The sequence below is a fragment of the Bradyrhizobium sp. SOJA106 genome, assembly GCF_059448745.1.
Window position 1 is genome coordinate 193,341 of record NZ_CM182549.1, and the last position, 16,262, is coordinate 209,602.

Consider the following 16,262-nt stretch of genomic DNA (forward strand, 5'->3'; position numbering starts at 1 on the left):
TTAGACCGCAACTAACCGTTCGCGCCGCAGGAACGCAAGCAGCGGCAGCAACGGCAGGCCGAGAATGGTGAAATGGTCGCCCTCGATGCGTTCGAACAGGTGGATGCCGAGGCCTTCGAGCTGATAGGCACCGACGCTGGTGGTGACGGCGTCGCCGGCGGCGTCGAGGTAGGCGGACAGTTCAGCATCGGTCATTTTTCGCATGGTCATGCAGGCCACCGAGACATCCTCGAAGACGATCTTGCCGTCATGCGCCACGGCCACGGCCGAATTCAGCTCATGGCTGTTGCCGGCGAGATCGCGCAGTTGCGCCAGCGCCTCGGCGCGGCCGGCAGGCTTGTTGAAGAGGCGATCGCCAAGCGCCAGCGTCTGATCGGCGCCGATCACATAGCTTCCCGGACGATGGGCCGAGACCGCCTTCGCCTTTTCGCGCGCCAGCAGCAGGCCGATCTCGCGCGGATTCGAAAGGTTGGACGCCGCCTGAATGCCGCGCTCGTCGATATCGGCAGTGACGGCCTCGAATGCGAGCCCGGCATTCGCCAGCAGCATCTTTCGCGCGCTGCTTTGCGTGGCCAGGATCAATGGAGATGTGCCGCGCCAGAGAGCCATTATTCCGACGGCCGGTTGCGCTGGCGATCGCTGTAGAGCTTCATGATCGCTGCCGCGGTTTCCTCGATCGAGCGGCGCGTCACATCCAGCAAGGGCCAATCATGTTTGGCGCTGAGCTTGCGCGCAAACGCGACCTCCTCGGTGACCGATTGTCTGTCGGTATAGGTGTCGCTGCCGGAATCGGCGCCCAGGGAGAGCAGGCGGTTCTGACGGATCTGGATCAGGCGTTCCGGCGTCGCGTGCAGGCTGACGACCAGCGGCCGTGTCAGTTTCTCAAGTTGCTCAGGCACGGGAATGCCGGGAACCAGCGGCACGTTGGCGGTACGGATGCCGCGATTGGCGAGATAGATCGACGTCGGCGTCTTGGAGGTGCGGGACACGCCGACCAGAACCACGTCGGCATCATCGAGACCTTCGACATGCTGACCGTCGTCATGGATCATCGTGTAGTTCAGCGCGTCGATGCGCTTGAAGTATTCCGCGTTGAGGACGTGCTGGGCGCCGACGCGGCCCGTGGTCGCAGCGCCAAGATAGGCTTCGAACAGCTGCATCACCGGGCCGATGATCGACAGGCTCGGAACATTGATTGCCTTGCACTTGTCCTCGAGCCTCGCGACCAGATCCTTCTCCAGCAGGGTGAACAGCACGATCCCGGGCGCTTCCTCGATCTCGTCGAGCACACGGTCGAGCTGCTTCTGGCTGCGCACCAGCGGGTAGACATGCTCGACCGGGGTCACGTTGGCGTATTGGGCAGCGACGGCGCGCGCCACGGTGATCAGCGTCTCACCGGTCGAGTCGGAAACGAGGTGCAGATGGAAATAGTTGTTCGAGGTCGGCACAAAAACCCTTTGAATTGCGTTGGGGCGGTTTGTGGATTTCTGTGGAGCTTAACCGCTCGGAAAGGGATGCGCGACACCGGGGGCGGGACAAGTGCCAATTTTCTTCACACCGCCGCCGGTCAGAACAAGTCAGGTGCCCAGGCCGCACGGAAGCGGGATTGCGCGGACAACCCCCTTGATAAGCTGCCGACGGAAACGTGCAAGCCTTTGAAGCTGGCCGACTTATCGAAAGTCACCAGAGCTCGCCGGGACATGTTGATGGATGTGAACAAGCGCGCGCGAACCGGCGGACGGTATTGCGTGAGTCCAATCCACGGTCACTCAGACTCAAACCTTTAAGAATCTAAGATTCTAGATTTGAGGAAGGCGCTACGGACGGATATGTGTGCAGGGTAAGACCTTAACGAGTTCTTACTATCCACAGCCTTCCCTCGGCTGGGCAGCAATCCGGGCGCAGAGCATGTTCGAAGACGTCTATCTCTGGATCAAGGCGCTGCATGTGATCGCCGTCATCTCCTGGATGGCGGGCATGCTCTATCTGCCGCGGCTGTTCGTCTATCACTGCGAGGCCGAGATCGGCTCCAAACAGTCCGAGACGTTCAAGATCATGGAACGCCGGCTGCTCAAGGCGATCATCAACCCTGCCATGATGGTCACCTGGCTCGCCGGGCTCTATCTCGCCTGGTCCGGCCATTGGTTCACCTTCGGCTGGCTGCACGTAAAACTGGCACTGGTGCTGGCGATGTCCGCGGTCCACGGCTTTTTTTCCCGCTGGGTGAAGGATTTCGCCGCCGACCGGCGCCCGCGCAGCCAGAAATTCTATCGGATTATCAATGAGGTGCCGACCGCCCTCATGATTATCATCGTCATTATGGTGATCGTGAAGCCGTTCTAGGCAGCCGCGCGACGTTTCGCTCAGCGGTTCGTCTTGCGGAGCCGGAAGCGATTTTCTATATTATCGACATCCCACCCAACGCAGGCGGATGTGGTTGTGTCTGAGCTTTCCAGAAGCCGGACACCGCATCAGGTTTGAAGCCTCACCGGCACTCTCCTTGCCAGACCTGCGGACCTTACCTTCTCACGTCCGCATTTCAGAGCCTCCTCGCACCCCCTCTCCCTAAGGTTACCCCACAGGACCACCCCAATGCGGGAAATCAAACTCCAGGACCTCAAGTCGAAGACGCCGGCCGAGCTCGTCTCGTTCGCGGAAGAGAATGGGGTCGAGAACGCCAGCACCATGCGCAAGCAGGAGCTGCTGTTCGCCATCCTCAAGCAGCTCTCGCTCGCTGAGACCGATATCGTCGGCGAAGGCGTCGTCGAGGTTCTGTCCGACGGCTTCGGCTTCCTCCGCTCGCCCGACGCGAATTATCTGCCGGGCCCTGACGACATCTACGTTTCGCCCTCGCAGATCCGCCGTTTCGGCCTGCGCACCGGTGACACCATCGAAGGTCACATCCGCAGCCCGAAAGAGGGCGAGCGCTATTTCGCGCTGCTGAAGGTCAACACGCTCAATTTCGAGGACCCGGAAAAGGCCAAGCACAAGGTCAATTTCGACAACCTCACGCCGCTGTTTCCGAATCAGCGTTTCCGCATGGAAATCGACGATCCGACGCGGAAAGACCTGTCTGCGCGCGTGATCGACATCGTCGCCCCGATCGGCAAGGGCCAGCGCGCGCTGATCGTCGCGCCGCCGCGCACCGGTAAAACCGTGCTGATGCAGAACATCGCGCACTCGATCACGCACAATCATCCCGAATGCTATCTAATCGTACTCTTGATCGACGAGCGTCCGGAAGAAGTCACGGACATGCAGCGTTCGGTGAAGGGCGAGGTCGTGTCGTCGACCTTCGACGAACCGGCGGTGCGTCACGTCCAGGTCGCCGAGATGGTGATCGAGAAGGCAAAGCGCCTGGTCGAGCATGGCCGCGACGTCGTGATCCTGCTCGATTCGATCACGCGCCTCGGCCGCGCTTACAACACCGTGGTGCCGTCATCCGGCAAGGTGCTGACCGGCGGCGTCGACGCCAACGCGCTGCAGCGCCCGAAGCGCTTCTTCGGTGCCGCCCGCAACATCGAGGAGGGCGGCTCGCTCACCATCATCGCGACCGCGCTCGTCGATACCGGCAGCCGCATGGACGAAGTCATTTTCGAAGAGTTCAAGGGTACCGGTAACTCTGAACTGATCCTGGACCGCAAGGTCTCGGACAAGCGCACCTTCCCGGCGATCGACATCTCGCGCTCCGGCACCCGCAAGGAGGAGCTCATCACCGATCCGCAGGTGCTTAAGAAGATGTACGTCCTCCGCCGCATCCTCAATCCGATGGGCACGATGGACGCGATCGACTTCCTGCTCGACAAGCTGCGCTCAACCAAGAGCAATTCGGAGTTCTTCGACTCCATGAACACCTGAGTGCGGTGCAACAAGAGATCAGGGGGCGCCTTCGGGCGCCTTTTGTTTGTGCGGTCATGCTGCGGGAAAAGTGCAGCATGGCGGGTAGCCGCGGTACAAATCTGGCTTTGCCAGAAGCTGTTGATGCATTTACGTAATCGTTGAGTCTAGCCAACAGAGCTGCTCCGAGGCGGAACAGTTTTGCAGCAAAGTGCTGCGTTTGGATTGCGCTGCAATAGGGCCATTGCTGCGGTCGAAAGCGCAGCAAATTGTGGCGGTCGACACCGCGAAACGGGCCGTTTGCCTTTTCCCTGCCAGCCGGACAAATAGGCTATGCATCCGCGAGACCAGACCATCTTTGCGCTGTCGTCCGGCCGTGCGCCGAGTGCGATCGCGCTGGTGCGCGTCTCGGGCCCGCAAGCCGGCGCAGTTGTGACGGCGCTCGCGGGCAGGCTGCCGGCGCCGAGACAGGCCAGCCGACGGCTGCTGCGGGATCACGCGGGCGAGCCGATCGACGACGCGGTCGTGCTCTGGTTTCCAGGGCCGGGCAGCGCGACGGGCGAGGACATCGCCGAATTCCACGTCCACGGCGGCCGCGCGGTACTGGCCGCGCTCTTCGCCGCTATTTCGCTAATTCCGAATACACGCGCGGCCGAGCCGGGGGAGTTCACGCGGCGCGCGTTCGAGAACGGCAAGCTCGATCTCACCGAAGCCGAAGGCCTTGACGATCTCATCCACGCCGACACCGACCGTCAGCGGCGCCAGGCGCTACGTCAGCTTGAGGGCCTGCTCGGCCATCGCGCGCGCGACTGGCGCGAGCGCATTATCGAGGCGTCGGCGCTGATCGAGGCCGGCATCGATTTTTCTGACGAGGGCGATGTGCCGGCGGAGCTGATGGCACCGGCGGTGCAGGCGATCAGGGCGCTGCACGATGAAATTGCAAACGCTCTTGCGGCACAGGGCCATGCTGAACGCCTGCGCGACGGCCTTGTGGTTGCGATCGCCGGCGAGCCGAATGTCGGCAAGTCGACGCTGATGAACCAGCTCGCGCGCCGCGAGGTCGCGATCGTCTCGCCGCATGCAGGCACCACGCGTGACGTGATCGAGGTGCAGCTGGATCTCGACGGCTATCCGGTCACGGTCATTGACACAGCCGGCATTCGCGAGACGGATGACCCGGTCGAGCAGGAGGGCGTGCGCCGGGCGCGGGCGCGGGCGGAAGATGCCGACCTCGTGCTGTGGCTGGTGGAGGCTGAGCAGGCCGCCGATCCGAAGTCGCTGCGGGCACTTCGGACATCCGGAGACGACCATCAGCCAGACAGCTCCGTTTGGATCGTGCGCAACAAGATCGACCTCGGGTTCGGAGTTGCGCCGCCGGGCGAGTTCGCCATCTCGGCCAGTCGCGGGGATGGCATCCCGGCCCTGGTCGATGCGCTCGTCAAATTCGCTGCCGAGTTCTTCGGAACCAGCGAGGGCGCCCTGGTGACCCGGGCGCGTCAGCGCGAGCTGCTGATCCAGGCGCGAGACGGCTTGCGCCGGAGTCTGGAGCTTGTAGAAGAGGGCGAGGAGCTCGCCGCCGAAGAGCTTCGTTCCGCCGCCTACGCCCTCGGCCGGCTCTTGGGCCGGGTGGACGTCGAGGACGTCCTCGGGGCCATTTTCCAGAAGTTCTGTATCGGAAAGTAGTGCTTCATTCTAGAACTAGTCCTTGTTCCATTGCTTGTGTTTCACTTGAAACACGGCGCGCCCATCCATGGACGTCTCATGCGAGCGAGTCTCTGCCCAATCTCGCCCGATCGCCGACATTGGCGAGGAGCTCTTGCGACGACACAATCGAGGCTGCCTTCGCCGAGGCACGCTGAATTTGCTTAGCGACGCTCGCGATGACGGTGGCGGTGTCGAGACCTGGCGTTGCGGCGCTACCTGGTTTTGCCTGCCCTTGGACAGAACCCGGGTTGTTTCACGTGAAACAGCCATCCGTTCAGCGCTCCGCCTACTGTGCATGGGGTTGTTTTCAAAAAACGCTCTGGCCCCCGGGCCCCGCCTGTTTCACGTGAAACACCAGCTCTGAGTTTCTACTTCCGGCTTTCCCACCTCTGAGCTAGAAGTCCGCTTATGCGAACAGAGCGAGAGCGCTTCGACGTCATCGTGATTGGCGGCGGCCACGCCGGCTGCGAGGCCGCGGCTGCGTCTGCGCGGATGGGCGCGACGACCGCTCTGGTGACGCACCGTTTCGCCACCGTCGGCGCGATGTCCTGCAATCCCGCCATTGGCGGTCTTGGCAAAGGCCATCTGGTTCGCGAGGTCGATGCTCTCGACGGCCTGATGGGCCGGGTGAGCGATGCCGGCGGTATCCAGTTTCGTGTCCTCAATCGTCGCAAGGGTCCCGCTGTCCGTGGTCCCCGGGCCCAGGCCGACCGGAAGCTCTATGCGGCGGCGATGCAGACCGCGATCCGGGAGACCGAGGGTCTTTCGGTCATCGAAGGCGAGGCCGACGAGCTGATCGTGGTCGAGGGACGGGTGATCGGGCTGCGCCTGGCAGACGGCCGGGAGGTTCGGGCAGGGGCCGTTGTCGTGACCACCGGCACCTTTCTCCGTGGTCTGATCCATCTCGGTGAGAAGAATTGGCCCGCCGGACGGGTTGGCGAAGCCCCCGCGATGGGTCTTTCGGCGTCCTTTGAGCGCGCGGGCTTCACCCTGGGACGGCTCAAGACTGGCACGCCGCCGCGTCTGGACGGCACCACGATCGACTGGTCAGCAGTCGAAATGCAGCCCGGGGACGAGCCGCCGGAGCCGTTCTCGGTCATGACCGAGCGGATCACGACCCCGCAGATCCAGTGCGGGATTATCCGGACCACGGCCGCAACCCATGAGGTGATCCGGGCCAACGTCCATCGCTCTCCGATGTACTCCGGCCAGATCAAGAGCTCGGGACCGCGTTATTGCCCGTCGATCGAGGACAAGATCGTCCGCTTCGGCGATCGCGACGGCCATCAGATCTTCCTGGAGCCGGAAGGGCTCGACGACACGACCGTCTATCCCAATGGCATCTCCACCTCGCTGCCGGAGGAGGTCCAGCTCGCAATTCTCGCCAGTATCCCCGGCCTCGAGCGGGTGAAGATGGTCCGGCCGGGCTACGCCATCGAGTACGACCACATCGATCCCCGCGAGCTCGATCCGACCCTCCAGACCAAGCGCTTGCGTGGCCTGTTCCTGGCCGGGCAGATCAACGGGACCACCGGATACGAGGAAGCCGCCGGGCAGGGCATCGTGGCCGGCCTGAACGCCGCGCTCGCCGCCAGTGGCGCGGCGCCGACCGTGTTCGATCGTGCTGACGGCTATCTCGGCGTGATGATCGACGACCTCGTCACCCGCGGGATCACGGAGCCCTATCGGATGTTCACCTCGCGCGCCGAGTACCGGTTGACGTTGCGGGCGGATAACGCCGACCAGCGTCTGACCGAAAAGGGGATCGCTCTGGGCTGTGTCGGGAGTGCCCGGACCCAGCATCACCGCGCCAAGATGGACGCTCTGAACGCGGCTCGGATCTTGTCGAAGTCGCTGACGATCACTCCGAACGAGGCGATCAAGCACGGGCTGTCCCTGAACCGGGACGGCCAGCGCCGCTCAGCCTTCGAGCTGATGGCCTATCCGGAGATTGGCTGGAGCCAAGTCCGTGCGATCTGGCCGGAGCTGTCCGCGATTGATCCCGTGATCGCCACCCATCTTGAGATCGATGCCAAATACGATGTGTACCTGGAGCGCCAGAGCGCCGACGTGGAGGCGTTCCGGCGGGACGAAGGAATGGTGCTGTCGGAGGTCGATTACAAGCTGGTCCCAGGTCTCTCCAACGAGGTCCGCGCCAAGCTGGAGAAGGCCCGCCCGTTCACGGTCGGCCAGGCCGGCCGGATCGACGGCATGACGCCGGCGGCGCTGGGCATCTTGGCGGCCTATCTCCGCCGTGAGGCGCGAAAGAGCTCCAAGGCAATCGCATAGGCGTTTCACGTGAAACAGCGCGGACCGGGCGGGGACAGACCGCTATCCCGACGACCCGGAGCGGGTGAGGGCGCCGCTCGCCGGGGCGAGCCTCTGCCGGCCAGACCGAAGATCGACAAGGCCAGCGCCAACGATCAGTCGCTGGACGCGACCATCGCCGCCGACAAGATCGCAGCGCTGAAGCTGGCTCAGGTTTCACCTGAAACCGAGGACCGGCTCGACCGCTACATCGCGCTACTCCGCGAGTGGCAGGCCAAGACCAATCTGGTCGCGCCTTCGACCCTGCCAAACCTCTGGACCCGGCACATCGCCGACTCGCTTCAGCTCGTCGATCTCGCGCCATCGGCAAAACGCTGGGCCGACCTTGGCAGCGGCGGCGGCTTTCCTGGCGTGGTCCTCGCCTGCGCCATGGCGAACACGCCAGGCGCGAGCGTCCACCTCGTCGAGCGAATCGCCAAGAAGGCCGCGTTTTTGCGCGAAGCGATTCGCGTCACCACGTCTCCGGGGGTCGTACATCTCGCTGAGATCGGGGATAATGTGGATAGAATCACCGGCCCCGTCGATTGCGTCACCGCGCGTGCACTGGCTCCGCTACATCAACTCATCGGCTTTGCGGAGCCGCTGCTGCACCAAGGCGCAAAGGCGCTATTTCTCAAGGGTCAAGATGTAGATGCTGAATTGACCGAATCCGCTAAATATTGGAATATTCAGCCGCAGCTCCATCAAAGCCGGACAGGGGATGGCTGGATCGTCGAGCTGACTTCAGTTGAACGGCGCGGGTGAGGCCTTCAGGGGTTGAGTGGGGATTTCGATGACCGTGATTGACGAGCCGCAGCAAGAACAAAACCGAGATGAAGCTGGGGTGGTTCCGCAAGGTCACCCGCGCATCCTGGCGCTGGCGAATCAGAAGGGCGGGGTGGGCAAAACAACCACAGCGATCAATCTCGGCACGGCGCTCGCCGCGATTGGCGAGCGCGTCCTGATCGTCGATCTCGACCCGCAGGGCAACGCCTCGACCGGCCTCGGCATCGACCGCCGCAACCGAAGCTGCTCGACCTATGACGTGCTGATCGGCGAAGCGAGCTTGCGCGAAGCCGTGGTCTCGACCGCGGTGCCGCGGCTGCACATCGCGCCCTCGACCATGGATCTCTCCGGCCTCGAGCTCGAGCTCGGCACCACCCCCGGCCGCGCTTTCAAGCTGCGCGACGCCATTAGTGCGCTCAACAACAATGTCTCGCCGGACGCCGACTACACCTATGTGCTGATCGACTGCCCGCCCTCGCTCAATCTGCTCACGGTCAATGCGATGGCGGCGTCGGACGCGATCCTGGTGCCGCTGCAGTGCGAGTTCTTCGCGCTCGAAGGTCTGTCGCAATTGCTTCAGACGGTGGAGCAGGTGCGCTCGACGCTCAACCCGAACCTGTCGATCCACGGCATCGTGCTGACCATGTTCGACTCGCGCAACAACCTCTCGAACCAGGTCGTCGCCGACGTCCGCCAGTTCATGGGCGAGAAGGTCTACAAGACCATGATCCCGCGCAACGTGCGCATCTCCGAAGCGCCGTCCTACGGCAAGCCGGTGCTGGTCTACGATCTCAAATGCGTCGGCAGCGAAGCGTACTTGCGGCTCGCCACCGAAGTGATCCAGCGCGAGCGCGAGCTGCGCACGACGCATTGACGCCAGGCGATCTCATTCCGGACAATTCGCGGGACGCGAATTGATCCGGAATCCCGAGATTGGAATTTGAACAACATCGAGATTCCGGGTTCGCGCTTGGCGCGCCTCGGAATGACGGCAACAGAGTAGCAGGAGCGTTCGAGTTGAATCCAAGGGAGCTGGCGATGGCCGACGAAGCGCGTTCGCGACTGGGCCGGGGTCTTGCGAGTCTGATCGGCGATGTCGGCGGCGAGGCTCAGCACGTCGATCGTCCACGCGCGCAGCGCAAGGTGCCGATCGAATTCCTCAAGGCCAATCCGCGCAACCCGCGCCGCGCCTTTTCGGACACCGAGCTGAAGGAGCTCAGCGAGTCCATCAAGCAGCATGGCGTGATCCAGCCGATCGTCGTGCGCCCGGTCAAGGGCGCGCAGGATCGTTACGAGATCATCGCCGGCGAGCGGCGCTGGCGCGCTTCGCAGATGGCCGGCCTGCACGAGGTGCCGATCGTCCCGGTCGACATCAGCGACAGCGATGCGCTGGAATTCGCGATCGTGGAGAACGTGCAGCGCGAAGACCTCAACCCGATGGAAGAGGCGCTCGGCTATCACGCGCTCGCCAACGAGTTCAAACGCAGCCAGGACGACATCGCAAAGGTGGTCGGCAAGAGCCGCAGCCACATCGCCAACATGATGCGGCTGACCAAGCTGCCGGCCGAGGTACAGGCCTTGATAACCAGCGGTGATCTGACCGCCGGGCACGCCCGCGCGCTGATCGGCGTGCCCGATCCGCTTGCGGCCGCCAAGCGCATCGTCGAGGAAGGCCTCAACGTCCGCCAGGCCGAGGCGCTCGCGCATGAAGAGGGCGTGCCTGAGCGCAAGCCGCAGAAGGCGCGCGCCAGCGGAGGCAAGGACAAGGACCCCGACACGATCGATCTGGAAAAGCGCGTCAGCGACGCGCTCGGCCTCAAGGTCACCGTCAACCACCGCGACCCCGGCGGCTCGGTCCAGATCAACTACCGCAACCTCGATCAGCTCGACGAGGTGATGAAGCGGCTGGCGAAGGGCGTGCTGTAGACTGACCCTCGGTGTCGTCCTGGCGAACGCCAGCACCCATACCGCGTGATCGCCATTGCTTCGCTTCGCTCGCAATGAGGATAGAGTGAGGCTCAGCCCCGCCGCTTCGCGTTGGCGGCGATGGCCATCAGCGTGCGCTGGGCGATGGCGGCGGCGAGGGTGGATTGCTTGCGGGTGTCGAGCGCGGCGGTCGCGAGCTGTTCGATCACTACCGCGAGCCGGGCTACGCTGAAATTGCGCAGCGCCGTTTCGACCATGGGCTTGCGCGAAAAATGCAGCCGCGGAAAGCCGCCGTCGAGCACGGCGGAGGCGGGCTGGCCGTCGGCGATCGCGAGCGCGGATTTGTGCAGCCACGCCGCCTGGCGCTGCGCGGCCGAGATGATCAGGCCGGGATAGGTGCCGGCGATCATGGCTTTTGCGAACTCGGTCTCGACGATATCGGGCCGGCCGGCGAAGGCGCCGTCGACGATCGGATCGAGCTTCAGCTCGGAGGCGTCGGCGACCACGGACATCACGTCATCCAGTGTGATCTCGCCTTTGCCATGGGCATAAAGCGTGAGCTTGCGCAGCTCGTTGCGCGAGGCCTGGCGATCGCCGCCGAGGAAGGACACCAGCGCGGCGCGGGCATCCTGCGCGATGCGCAAATTCGCAATGCGCAGCTCGTCTTCCATCAGTTTTGCGAGATCGCGCTCGGTGTCGGGATAACAGCCGATCGCCACCGCCGTCTTGGCCTTTTCGCAGGCCTTGCGCAGCGGCGATTCGGGGCGCAGCTCGCCGGCCTCGATCACGATGCGGCAATCCTTCACGCCCATGTCGGCGAGCGTGTCGATGCCGCCGGCGAAGCTGCGCGAGCCGGCGCGAATGCGGATGGCGCGGCGGCCGCCGAACAGTGGCACGGTCATGGCTTCATCGACGAGGCGCGACGGCTCGGCCGAGAGTTCGTCGCCGTCGAGCTTGACCAGCGAGAAGGGATCGTTGGGATCGTCGATCGCGGAGGCGATCAGCGCATCGGCGCGCTCGCGCACGAGGCCGGCGTCAGGACCATAGAGCAGGATGATCGGGCGGCCCGCATCGGGGTGGGCAAGGAAAGCGTCGATCTCTTTTCCGCGCAGCGCGACCATTTCGCCTCGAAGACGTCATTCCGGGGCGTGCCTGGCGCGAACCCGGAATCCAGAGCTTGCGAATCGAGTATTCCGGGTTGGCCCTTGGGGCGCCCCGGAATGACAAGGAGACTACGTACCCGCGGTGAAGAACGCGGCCAACCGGGTCGTGATGTTCTCGGCGATCTCGTTGGCGGCACGATCCTCGGCGTCGCGCACGGCACGGTTGCGGGCGAAGCGCTGATAGGAGCCGGGCATGTCATAGGAAACGCGCGAGAACGTGGTGCCGGTCATCACCGACTTGCCGGTGGCGACTTCGATCAGGTTGTACTGGCAGTCGATGCCGTAGTTTTCGCTGGTCGGCAGGCCGGTATTGGCATCGACCAGCAGCGACGACTTACTGCTGTTGAAGCGGATGTCGAGCCGGTGGGTCGGCGGCATGCCCGTGGCGCTGCCGTAGAGCTTGAAGGCCAGGGCATTGCGGACCTCGACGCCGACGCGAGCCTCGCGGGAGGCGTTCGGTTTGCTGATCGGCGGGAGGTCGACCCCCATCAGCTTCTCGCGCAGGCCGGGGGTGCCGTCGGTGCGCTCGGCGTACATCGGCTGGAAGCAGCCGGCTGTCAGCGCCGCCAGAGCGGCGACCGCCAGCAAGCGGGCTGCGATACGGATCCTAGCCGACAACATTCACGATCCTCTTGGGGACGATGATCACTTTGCGGACGGGCTTGCCATCCAGGGCCAGTTTTACCGCATCGAGGGCCAAAACGGCAGCCTCGATTTCCGGATTCTGGGCCGCTGTTGCAACTGTGACTTCACCCCGCTTCTTGCCGTTGACCTGGACCACCAGGGTCACGCTGTCTTCAACCAGCAAATCGCGTTCGATTTGCGGCCAATTGGCCTCCGAAACCAGCCCGGAGTGCCCCAGGACCTGCCAGCACTCCTCGGCCAGGTGTGGCATCATCGGGGAGAACAGTTGGACCAGGATCTGGCTCGCCTCCCGGATCGCCCAAGCCAAATCTGGGGCCGGCTGCCCGGGACGCTGGAGCACCTCCGAAAACGCGTTGGTGAATTCGCGGATATGGGCGAGGCAGACATTGAAGTGCAATCGCTCGATGCCGGTGGTGACCTTGTCCAGCGCACCATGGGCCGCCTTGCGCAAGGCGGTCGCATCCGCTCCGAAGCTGGCCGGCCGGTCCGCCGGCGCGGCCCTGCCGATGTTTACGGAGTCGTTCACCAGCCGCCACAGCCGCTGCACGAAGCGCGAGGCGCCCTGGACGCGCTCGTCACTCCAGATCACGTCGCGGTCGGGCGGCGAGTCCGACAACATGAACCAGCGGGCGACGTCGGCGCCGTAGGTCTCGATGATATCGTCGGGGTCGACCGTGTTCTTCTTCGACTTCGACATCTTCTCAATCGGGCCGATCGTGACGTCTTCGCCTGATGTCAGCAACGTCGCGCGCCGGCCATTGCTGCCGACCTCGATCTTCACTTCGGCCGGCTGCACATAGGTGCCGTCGGCCTTCTGGTAGGTCTCGTGCACCACCATGCCTTGGGTGAACATGCCGGCGAACGGCTCGTCCAGCGCGATGTGCCCGGTCGCCTTCATGGCGCGGGTGAAGAAGCGGCTGTAGAGCAGATGCAGGATCGCGTGCTCGACGCCGCCGATATACTGATCGACCGGCAGCATCCGGTTGGCGACTGCGGGCGTCGTCGGCGCGTTCTCGTTCCAGGGATCGGTGAAGCGCGCAAAGTACCAGGACGAATCCACGAAGGTGTCCATGGTGTCGGTTTCGCGCTGGGCCTTGGCCCCGCATTGCGGGCAGGTGACGTGCTTCCAGGTCGGATGATGATCGAGCGCGTTGCCCGGGCGGTCGAAGGTCGCATCGTCAGGCAGCTTCACCGGCAGGTCGGCATCCGGCACCGGCACAACGTCGCATTTCGGACAATGGATGACCGGAATCGGGCAGCCCCAATAGCGCTGGCGCGAAATGCCCCAGTCGCGCAGGCGGAAATTGACCTGGCGTTCTCCAACGGGTGCATTGCCGCGCAGCTCGCTCTCGAGACGCTTGGCGACCTCTTCCTTGGCCTGATCGATGGTCATGCCGTCGAGGAAGCGCGAATTGATCATGCGGCCGTCACCGTCATAAGCGGTGTCGGTGATGACGAACGTCTTCGGATCCTGCCCTTCCGGGCACACCACCGGCGTATTGCCGAGATTGTACTTGTTGACGAAGTCGAGGTCGCGCTGGTCATGCGCCGGGCAGCCGAAGATCGCGCCGGTGCCGTACTCCATCAGCACGAAATTCGCGACATAGACCGGCAGCTTCCAGGAGGGATCGAACGGATGCACCGCACGAATGCCGGTGTCAAAACCCTGCTTCTCCGCGGTATCGATGATCTCCTGCGCGGTGCCGATCTTCTTGATCTCGGCGATGAACTCCGCGAGCTTCGGATTCTTGGCCGCGGCGGCCTGCGCCAGCGGATGATCCGCCGAGATCGCCATGAACTTCGCGCCGAACAGCGTGTCCGGGCGCGTCGTGAAGATCTTTAGCTCGTTTTCGCCGGCGGGCGTCGTCGCCGCGTCCAGCGCGAAGCGAATCAACAGGCCTTCCGAGCGGCCGATCCAGTTGCGCTGCATCAGCCGCACCTTGTCGGGCCAGCGATCCAGCGTATCCAACGCCGTCAGCAGTTCCTGCGAGTACTTCGTGATCTTGAAGACCCACTGGTTCATCTCGCGCTGCTCGACCACAGCGCCCGAACGCCAGCCGCGACCATCGATCACCTGCTCGTTGGCGAGCACGGTCATGTCGACGGGGTCCCAGTTCACCTTGCGCTTCTCGCGCTCGGCAAGGCCAGCGCGCAGGAAGTCCAGAAACATCTTTTGCTGGTGCTTGTAATAGGAGGGATCGCAGGTCGCGATCTCCCGCGACCAGTCCAGCGACAGCCCGATCGAGCGGAGCTGCTTCTTCATCGCGGCGATGTTGTCGTAGGTCCAGGCCCTCGGCGCGACCTTGCGCTCGATGGCGGCGTTCTCGGCCGGCAGGCCAAATGCGTCCCAGCCCATCGGGTGAAGCACGTTGTAGCCCTTGGCGCGCATGAAGCGGGCCAGCACGTCGCCAAGCGTATAATTGCGGACATGGCCGATATGAATGCGCCCGGACGGGTAGGGAAACATCTCGAGGACGTAGTATTTCGGCCGCGAATCGTCGTTCTTCGAGACGAAGATCGCCTGTTCGTCCCATTGGCGTTGCCAGCGCGGTTCGGCGTCGCGGGCGTTGTAGCGTTCGGAGGTCATGGAATCGTTGGTTTTCTTGGATTCGGCCGTCAAAGACGGCGGACTAGGCCATAGAAGTCCTCGGGGGGTCAATGGGTTGCCGCGATTTGGAACTTGGGCTGGGCGTATCCGCATAAGTACTGAGCCCTCGTTGGGGGTGATTAAGGGGTCGGTGCGAGGTTGCGGCCCGCTAAGACCCCGCTGCCGCGATGGATTCCAGCTTCGACGATCCCGATCATGACTATGCCGCGTCCCTTGCCGGGCGGGCGATGCGAGCTATGGCCGAACAGCGGATTCCGCCGACACCGATCAATTTTTCCGTCTGGTTCCAATATTTCGCCGGTAGCCATGACGATCTGCGCAATGCCATCGATCTCCTGATCGACCGCAACCGGCCCTTCGATAACAGGACCAATCTGGATCTGTTCGAGACTTATGTCGCGCCCCAGGTGAGCGCCGTCGTCGCCGTCACGTCCGAGCGGCTGCATACGCTGATGGGTACGGCGAAGGAATTTCTGACGAGCGCGATCGCCGACAATCATTCCCAGATGCAGGCGATCAGCGAGGTTACCGAACGGGGCAAGGCCGGCGTCGATCCGAAGGTGCTGGTCGCCCAGCTCATGAACGAGCTGGCGCGGGCCGCCACCAGGGCGACGCGGCTCGAGGCAGGCTTTGCTGAGAAAACCCGCGAGCTCGACGTGATCCGCGATTCGCTCTCGCGGTCCGAGGAGCGCGCCCGGACCGACACGCTGACGGGCCTTGCCAACCGCCGGGCGCTGGACGAATTCCTGCGCAAGGCGCAGGCGACGGCGGAATGGGGCGAGCCGCTCAGCGTGCTCCTGCTCGACATCGACCACTTCAAGACCTTCAACGATAGTTTCGGTCACGGCGTCGGCGACCAGGTGCTGCGGCTGATGGCAAAGGTGTTGCGCGAAAAGGTTCGCCGGCAGGATCTGCCCGCGCGCTATGGCGGCGAGGAGCTGATCGCGGTGCTGCCGGATGCCGACCTCGCCACCTGTGCCGGGATCGCCGAGCGCATCAGGCGCACGATCGCCGAATGCAGCATCACGCGCCGTTCCACCGGTGAGACGCTGCCCAGCATCAGCGTGTCCATCGGCGTTGCGCAGTACCGGGCCGGCGAAGCGATCACCGATTTGATCGAGCGCTGCGACCGCGCGCTCTATCTCGCCAAAGGCGGCGGCCGCAATCGCGTAGTGACGGAGATCGAGCTCGATCGCGCCGGGGCCGCGGGCTAAGGCATGATCCGGAAAAGTGCGAAGCGGTTTTCCGAAAAGATCATGCACAAACAACAACCTAAAGCGCGATGA

13 protein-coding genes are annotated in these 16,262 nt (G+C 63.8%); 8 read left to right on the forward strand and 5 right to left on the reverse strand.

What is annotated here, in order from left to right:
- Complete coding sequence (locus tag AC5V87_RS00930; RefSeq protein WP_495369724.1) at positions 1-609, reverse strand: Maf family protein; 609 nt, start codon at positions 607-609, stop codon at positions 1-3.
- Complete coding sequence (locus tag AC5V87_RS00935; protein WP_456841734.1) at positions 609-1,448, reverse strand: pyruvate, water dikinase regulatory protein; 840 nt, start codon at positions 1,446-1,448, stop codon at positions 609-611. Before AC5V87_RS00935 ends, AC5V87_RS00930 begins: the two co-directional genes overlap by 1 nt.
- 460 nt (positions 1,449-1,908) lie before the next feature.
- On the opposite strand from AC5V87_RS00935, the gene hemJ reads away from it, so the two are divergent.
- The 7 genes from hemJ to AC5V87_RS00970 all read left to right on the forward strand — a co-directional run bounded on the left by hemJ (position 1,909) and on the right by AC5V87_RS00970 (position 10,560).
- Entirely contained in the window at positions 1,909-2,343 is a 435-nt protein-coding gene (gene hemJ / locus AC5V87_RS00940; RefSeq protein WP_456841735.1) for a protoporphyrinogen oxidase HemJ, read from the forward strand.
- 249 nt (positions 2,344-2,592) lie between these two features.
- On the forward strand, positions 2,593-3,858 hold the full coding sequence (rho, locus tag AC5V87_RS00945; RefSeq protein ID WP_011083462.1) for a transcription termination factor Rho: 1,266 nt from the start codon (positions 2,593-2,595) through the stop codon (positions 3,856-3,858).
- 312 nt (positions 3,859-4,170) lie between these two features.
- On the forward strand, positions 4,171-5,520 hold the full coding sequence (gene mnmE, locus AC5V87_RS00950; protein ID WP_495369725.1) for a tRNA uridine-5-carboxymethylaminomethyl(34) synthesis GTPase MnmE: 1,350 nt from the start codon (positions 4,171-4,173) through the stop codon (positions 5,518-5,520).
- A 429-nt stretch (positions 5,521-5,949) separates the two neighbouring features.
- On the forward strand, positions 5,950-7,830 hold the full coding sequence (gene mnmG, locus AC5V87_RS00955; RefSeq protein WP_495369726.1) for a tRNA uridine-5-carboxymethylaminomethyl(34) synthesis enzyme MnmG: 1,881 nt from the start codon (positions 5,950-5,952) through the stop codon (positions 7,828-7,830).
- A gap of 141 nt (positions 7,831-7,971) precedes the next feature.
- Entirely contained in the window at positions 7,972-8,613 is a 642-nt protein-coding gene (gene rsmG / locus AC5V87_RS00960) for a 16S rRNA (guanine(527)-N(7))-methyltransferase RsmG (RefSeq protein ID WP_495372019.1), read from the forward strand.
- A gap of 28 nt (positions 8,614-8,641) precedes the next feature.
- Positions 8,642-9,508 carry a ParA family protein gene (locus AC5V87_RS00965; protein ID WP_495369727.1) on the forward strand — a complete coding sequence of 289 codons (867 nt, stop codon included), beginning with the start codon at positions 8,642-8,644 and terminating at the stop codon, positions 9,506-9,508.
- A gap of 164 nt (positions 9,509-9,672) precedes the next feature.
- Positions 9,673-10,560 (forward strand): ParB/RepB/Spo0J family partition protein, encoded by an 888-nt coding sequence (locus AC5V87_RS00970; RefSeq protein WP_456841739.1) that lies wholly within the window; start codon positions 9,673-9,675, stop codon positions 10,558-10,560.
- A 92-nt stretch (positions 10,561-10,652) separates the two neighbouring features.
- On the opposite strand, the gene holA is transcribed toward AC5V87_RS00970, so the two are convergent.
- The 3 genes from holA to leuS form a co-directional block, all read right to left on the reverse strand.
- Positions 10,653-11,681 (reverse strand): DNA polymerase III subunit delta, encoded by a 1,029-nt coding sequence (gene holA / locus AC5V87_RS00975; RefSeq protein ID WP_495369728.1) that lies wholly within the window; start codon positions 11,679-11,681, stop codon positions 10,653-10,655.
- 111 nt (positions 11,682-11,792) lie between these two features.
- Positions 11,793-12,344, reverse strand: coding sequence for an LPS assembly lipoprotein LptE (gene lptE / locus AC5V87_RS00980; RefSeq protein ID WP_456841741.1), 552 nt, complete (start codon positions 12,342-12,344; stop codon positions 11,793-11,795).
- Positions 12,331-14,955 (reverse strand): leucine--tRNA ligase, encoded by a 2,625-nt coding sequence (gene leuS, locus AC5V87_RS00985; RefSeq protein ID WP_495369729.1) that lies wholly within the window; start codon positions 14,953-14,955, stop codon positions 12,331-12,333. The genes lptE and leuS overlap by 14 nt, the downstream gene beginning before the upstream one ends.
- 188 nt (positions 14,956-15,143) lie before the next feature.
- Here leuS and AC5V87_RS00990 point away from each other — a divergent pair, with 188 nt between their 5' ends.
- A complete protein-coding gene (locus AC5V87_RS00990) occupies positions 15,144-16,190 on the forward strand; it encodes a GGDEF domain-containing protein (RefSeq protein WP_495369730.1) in 1,047 nt (348 codons plus the stop codon).
- Positions 16,191-16,262 lie beyond the last annotated feature (72 nt).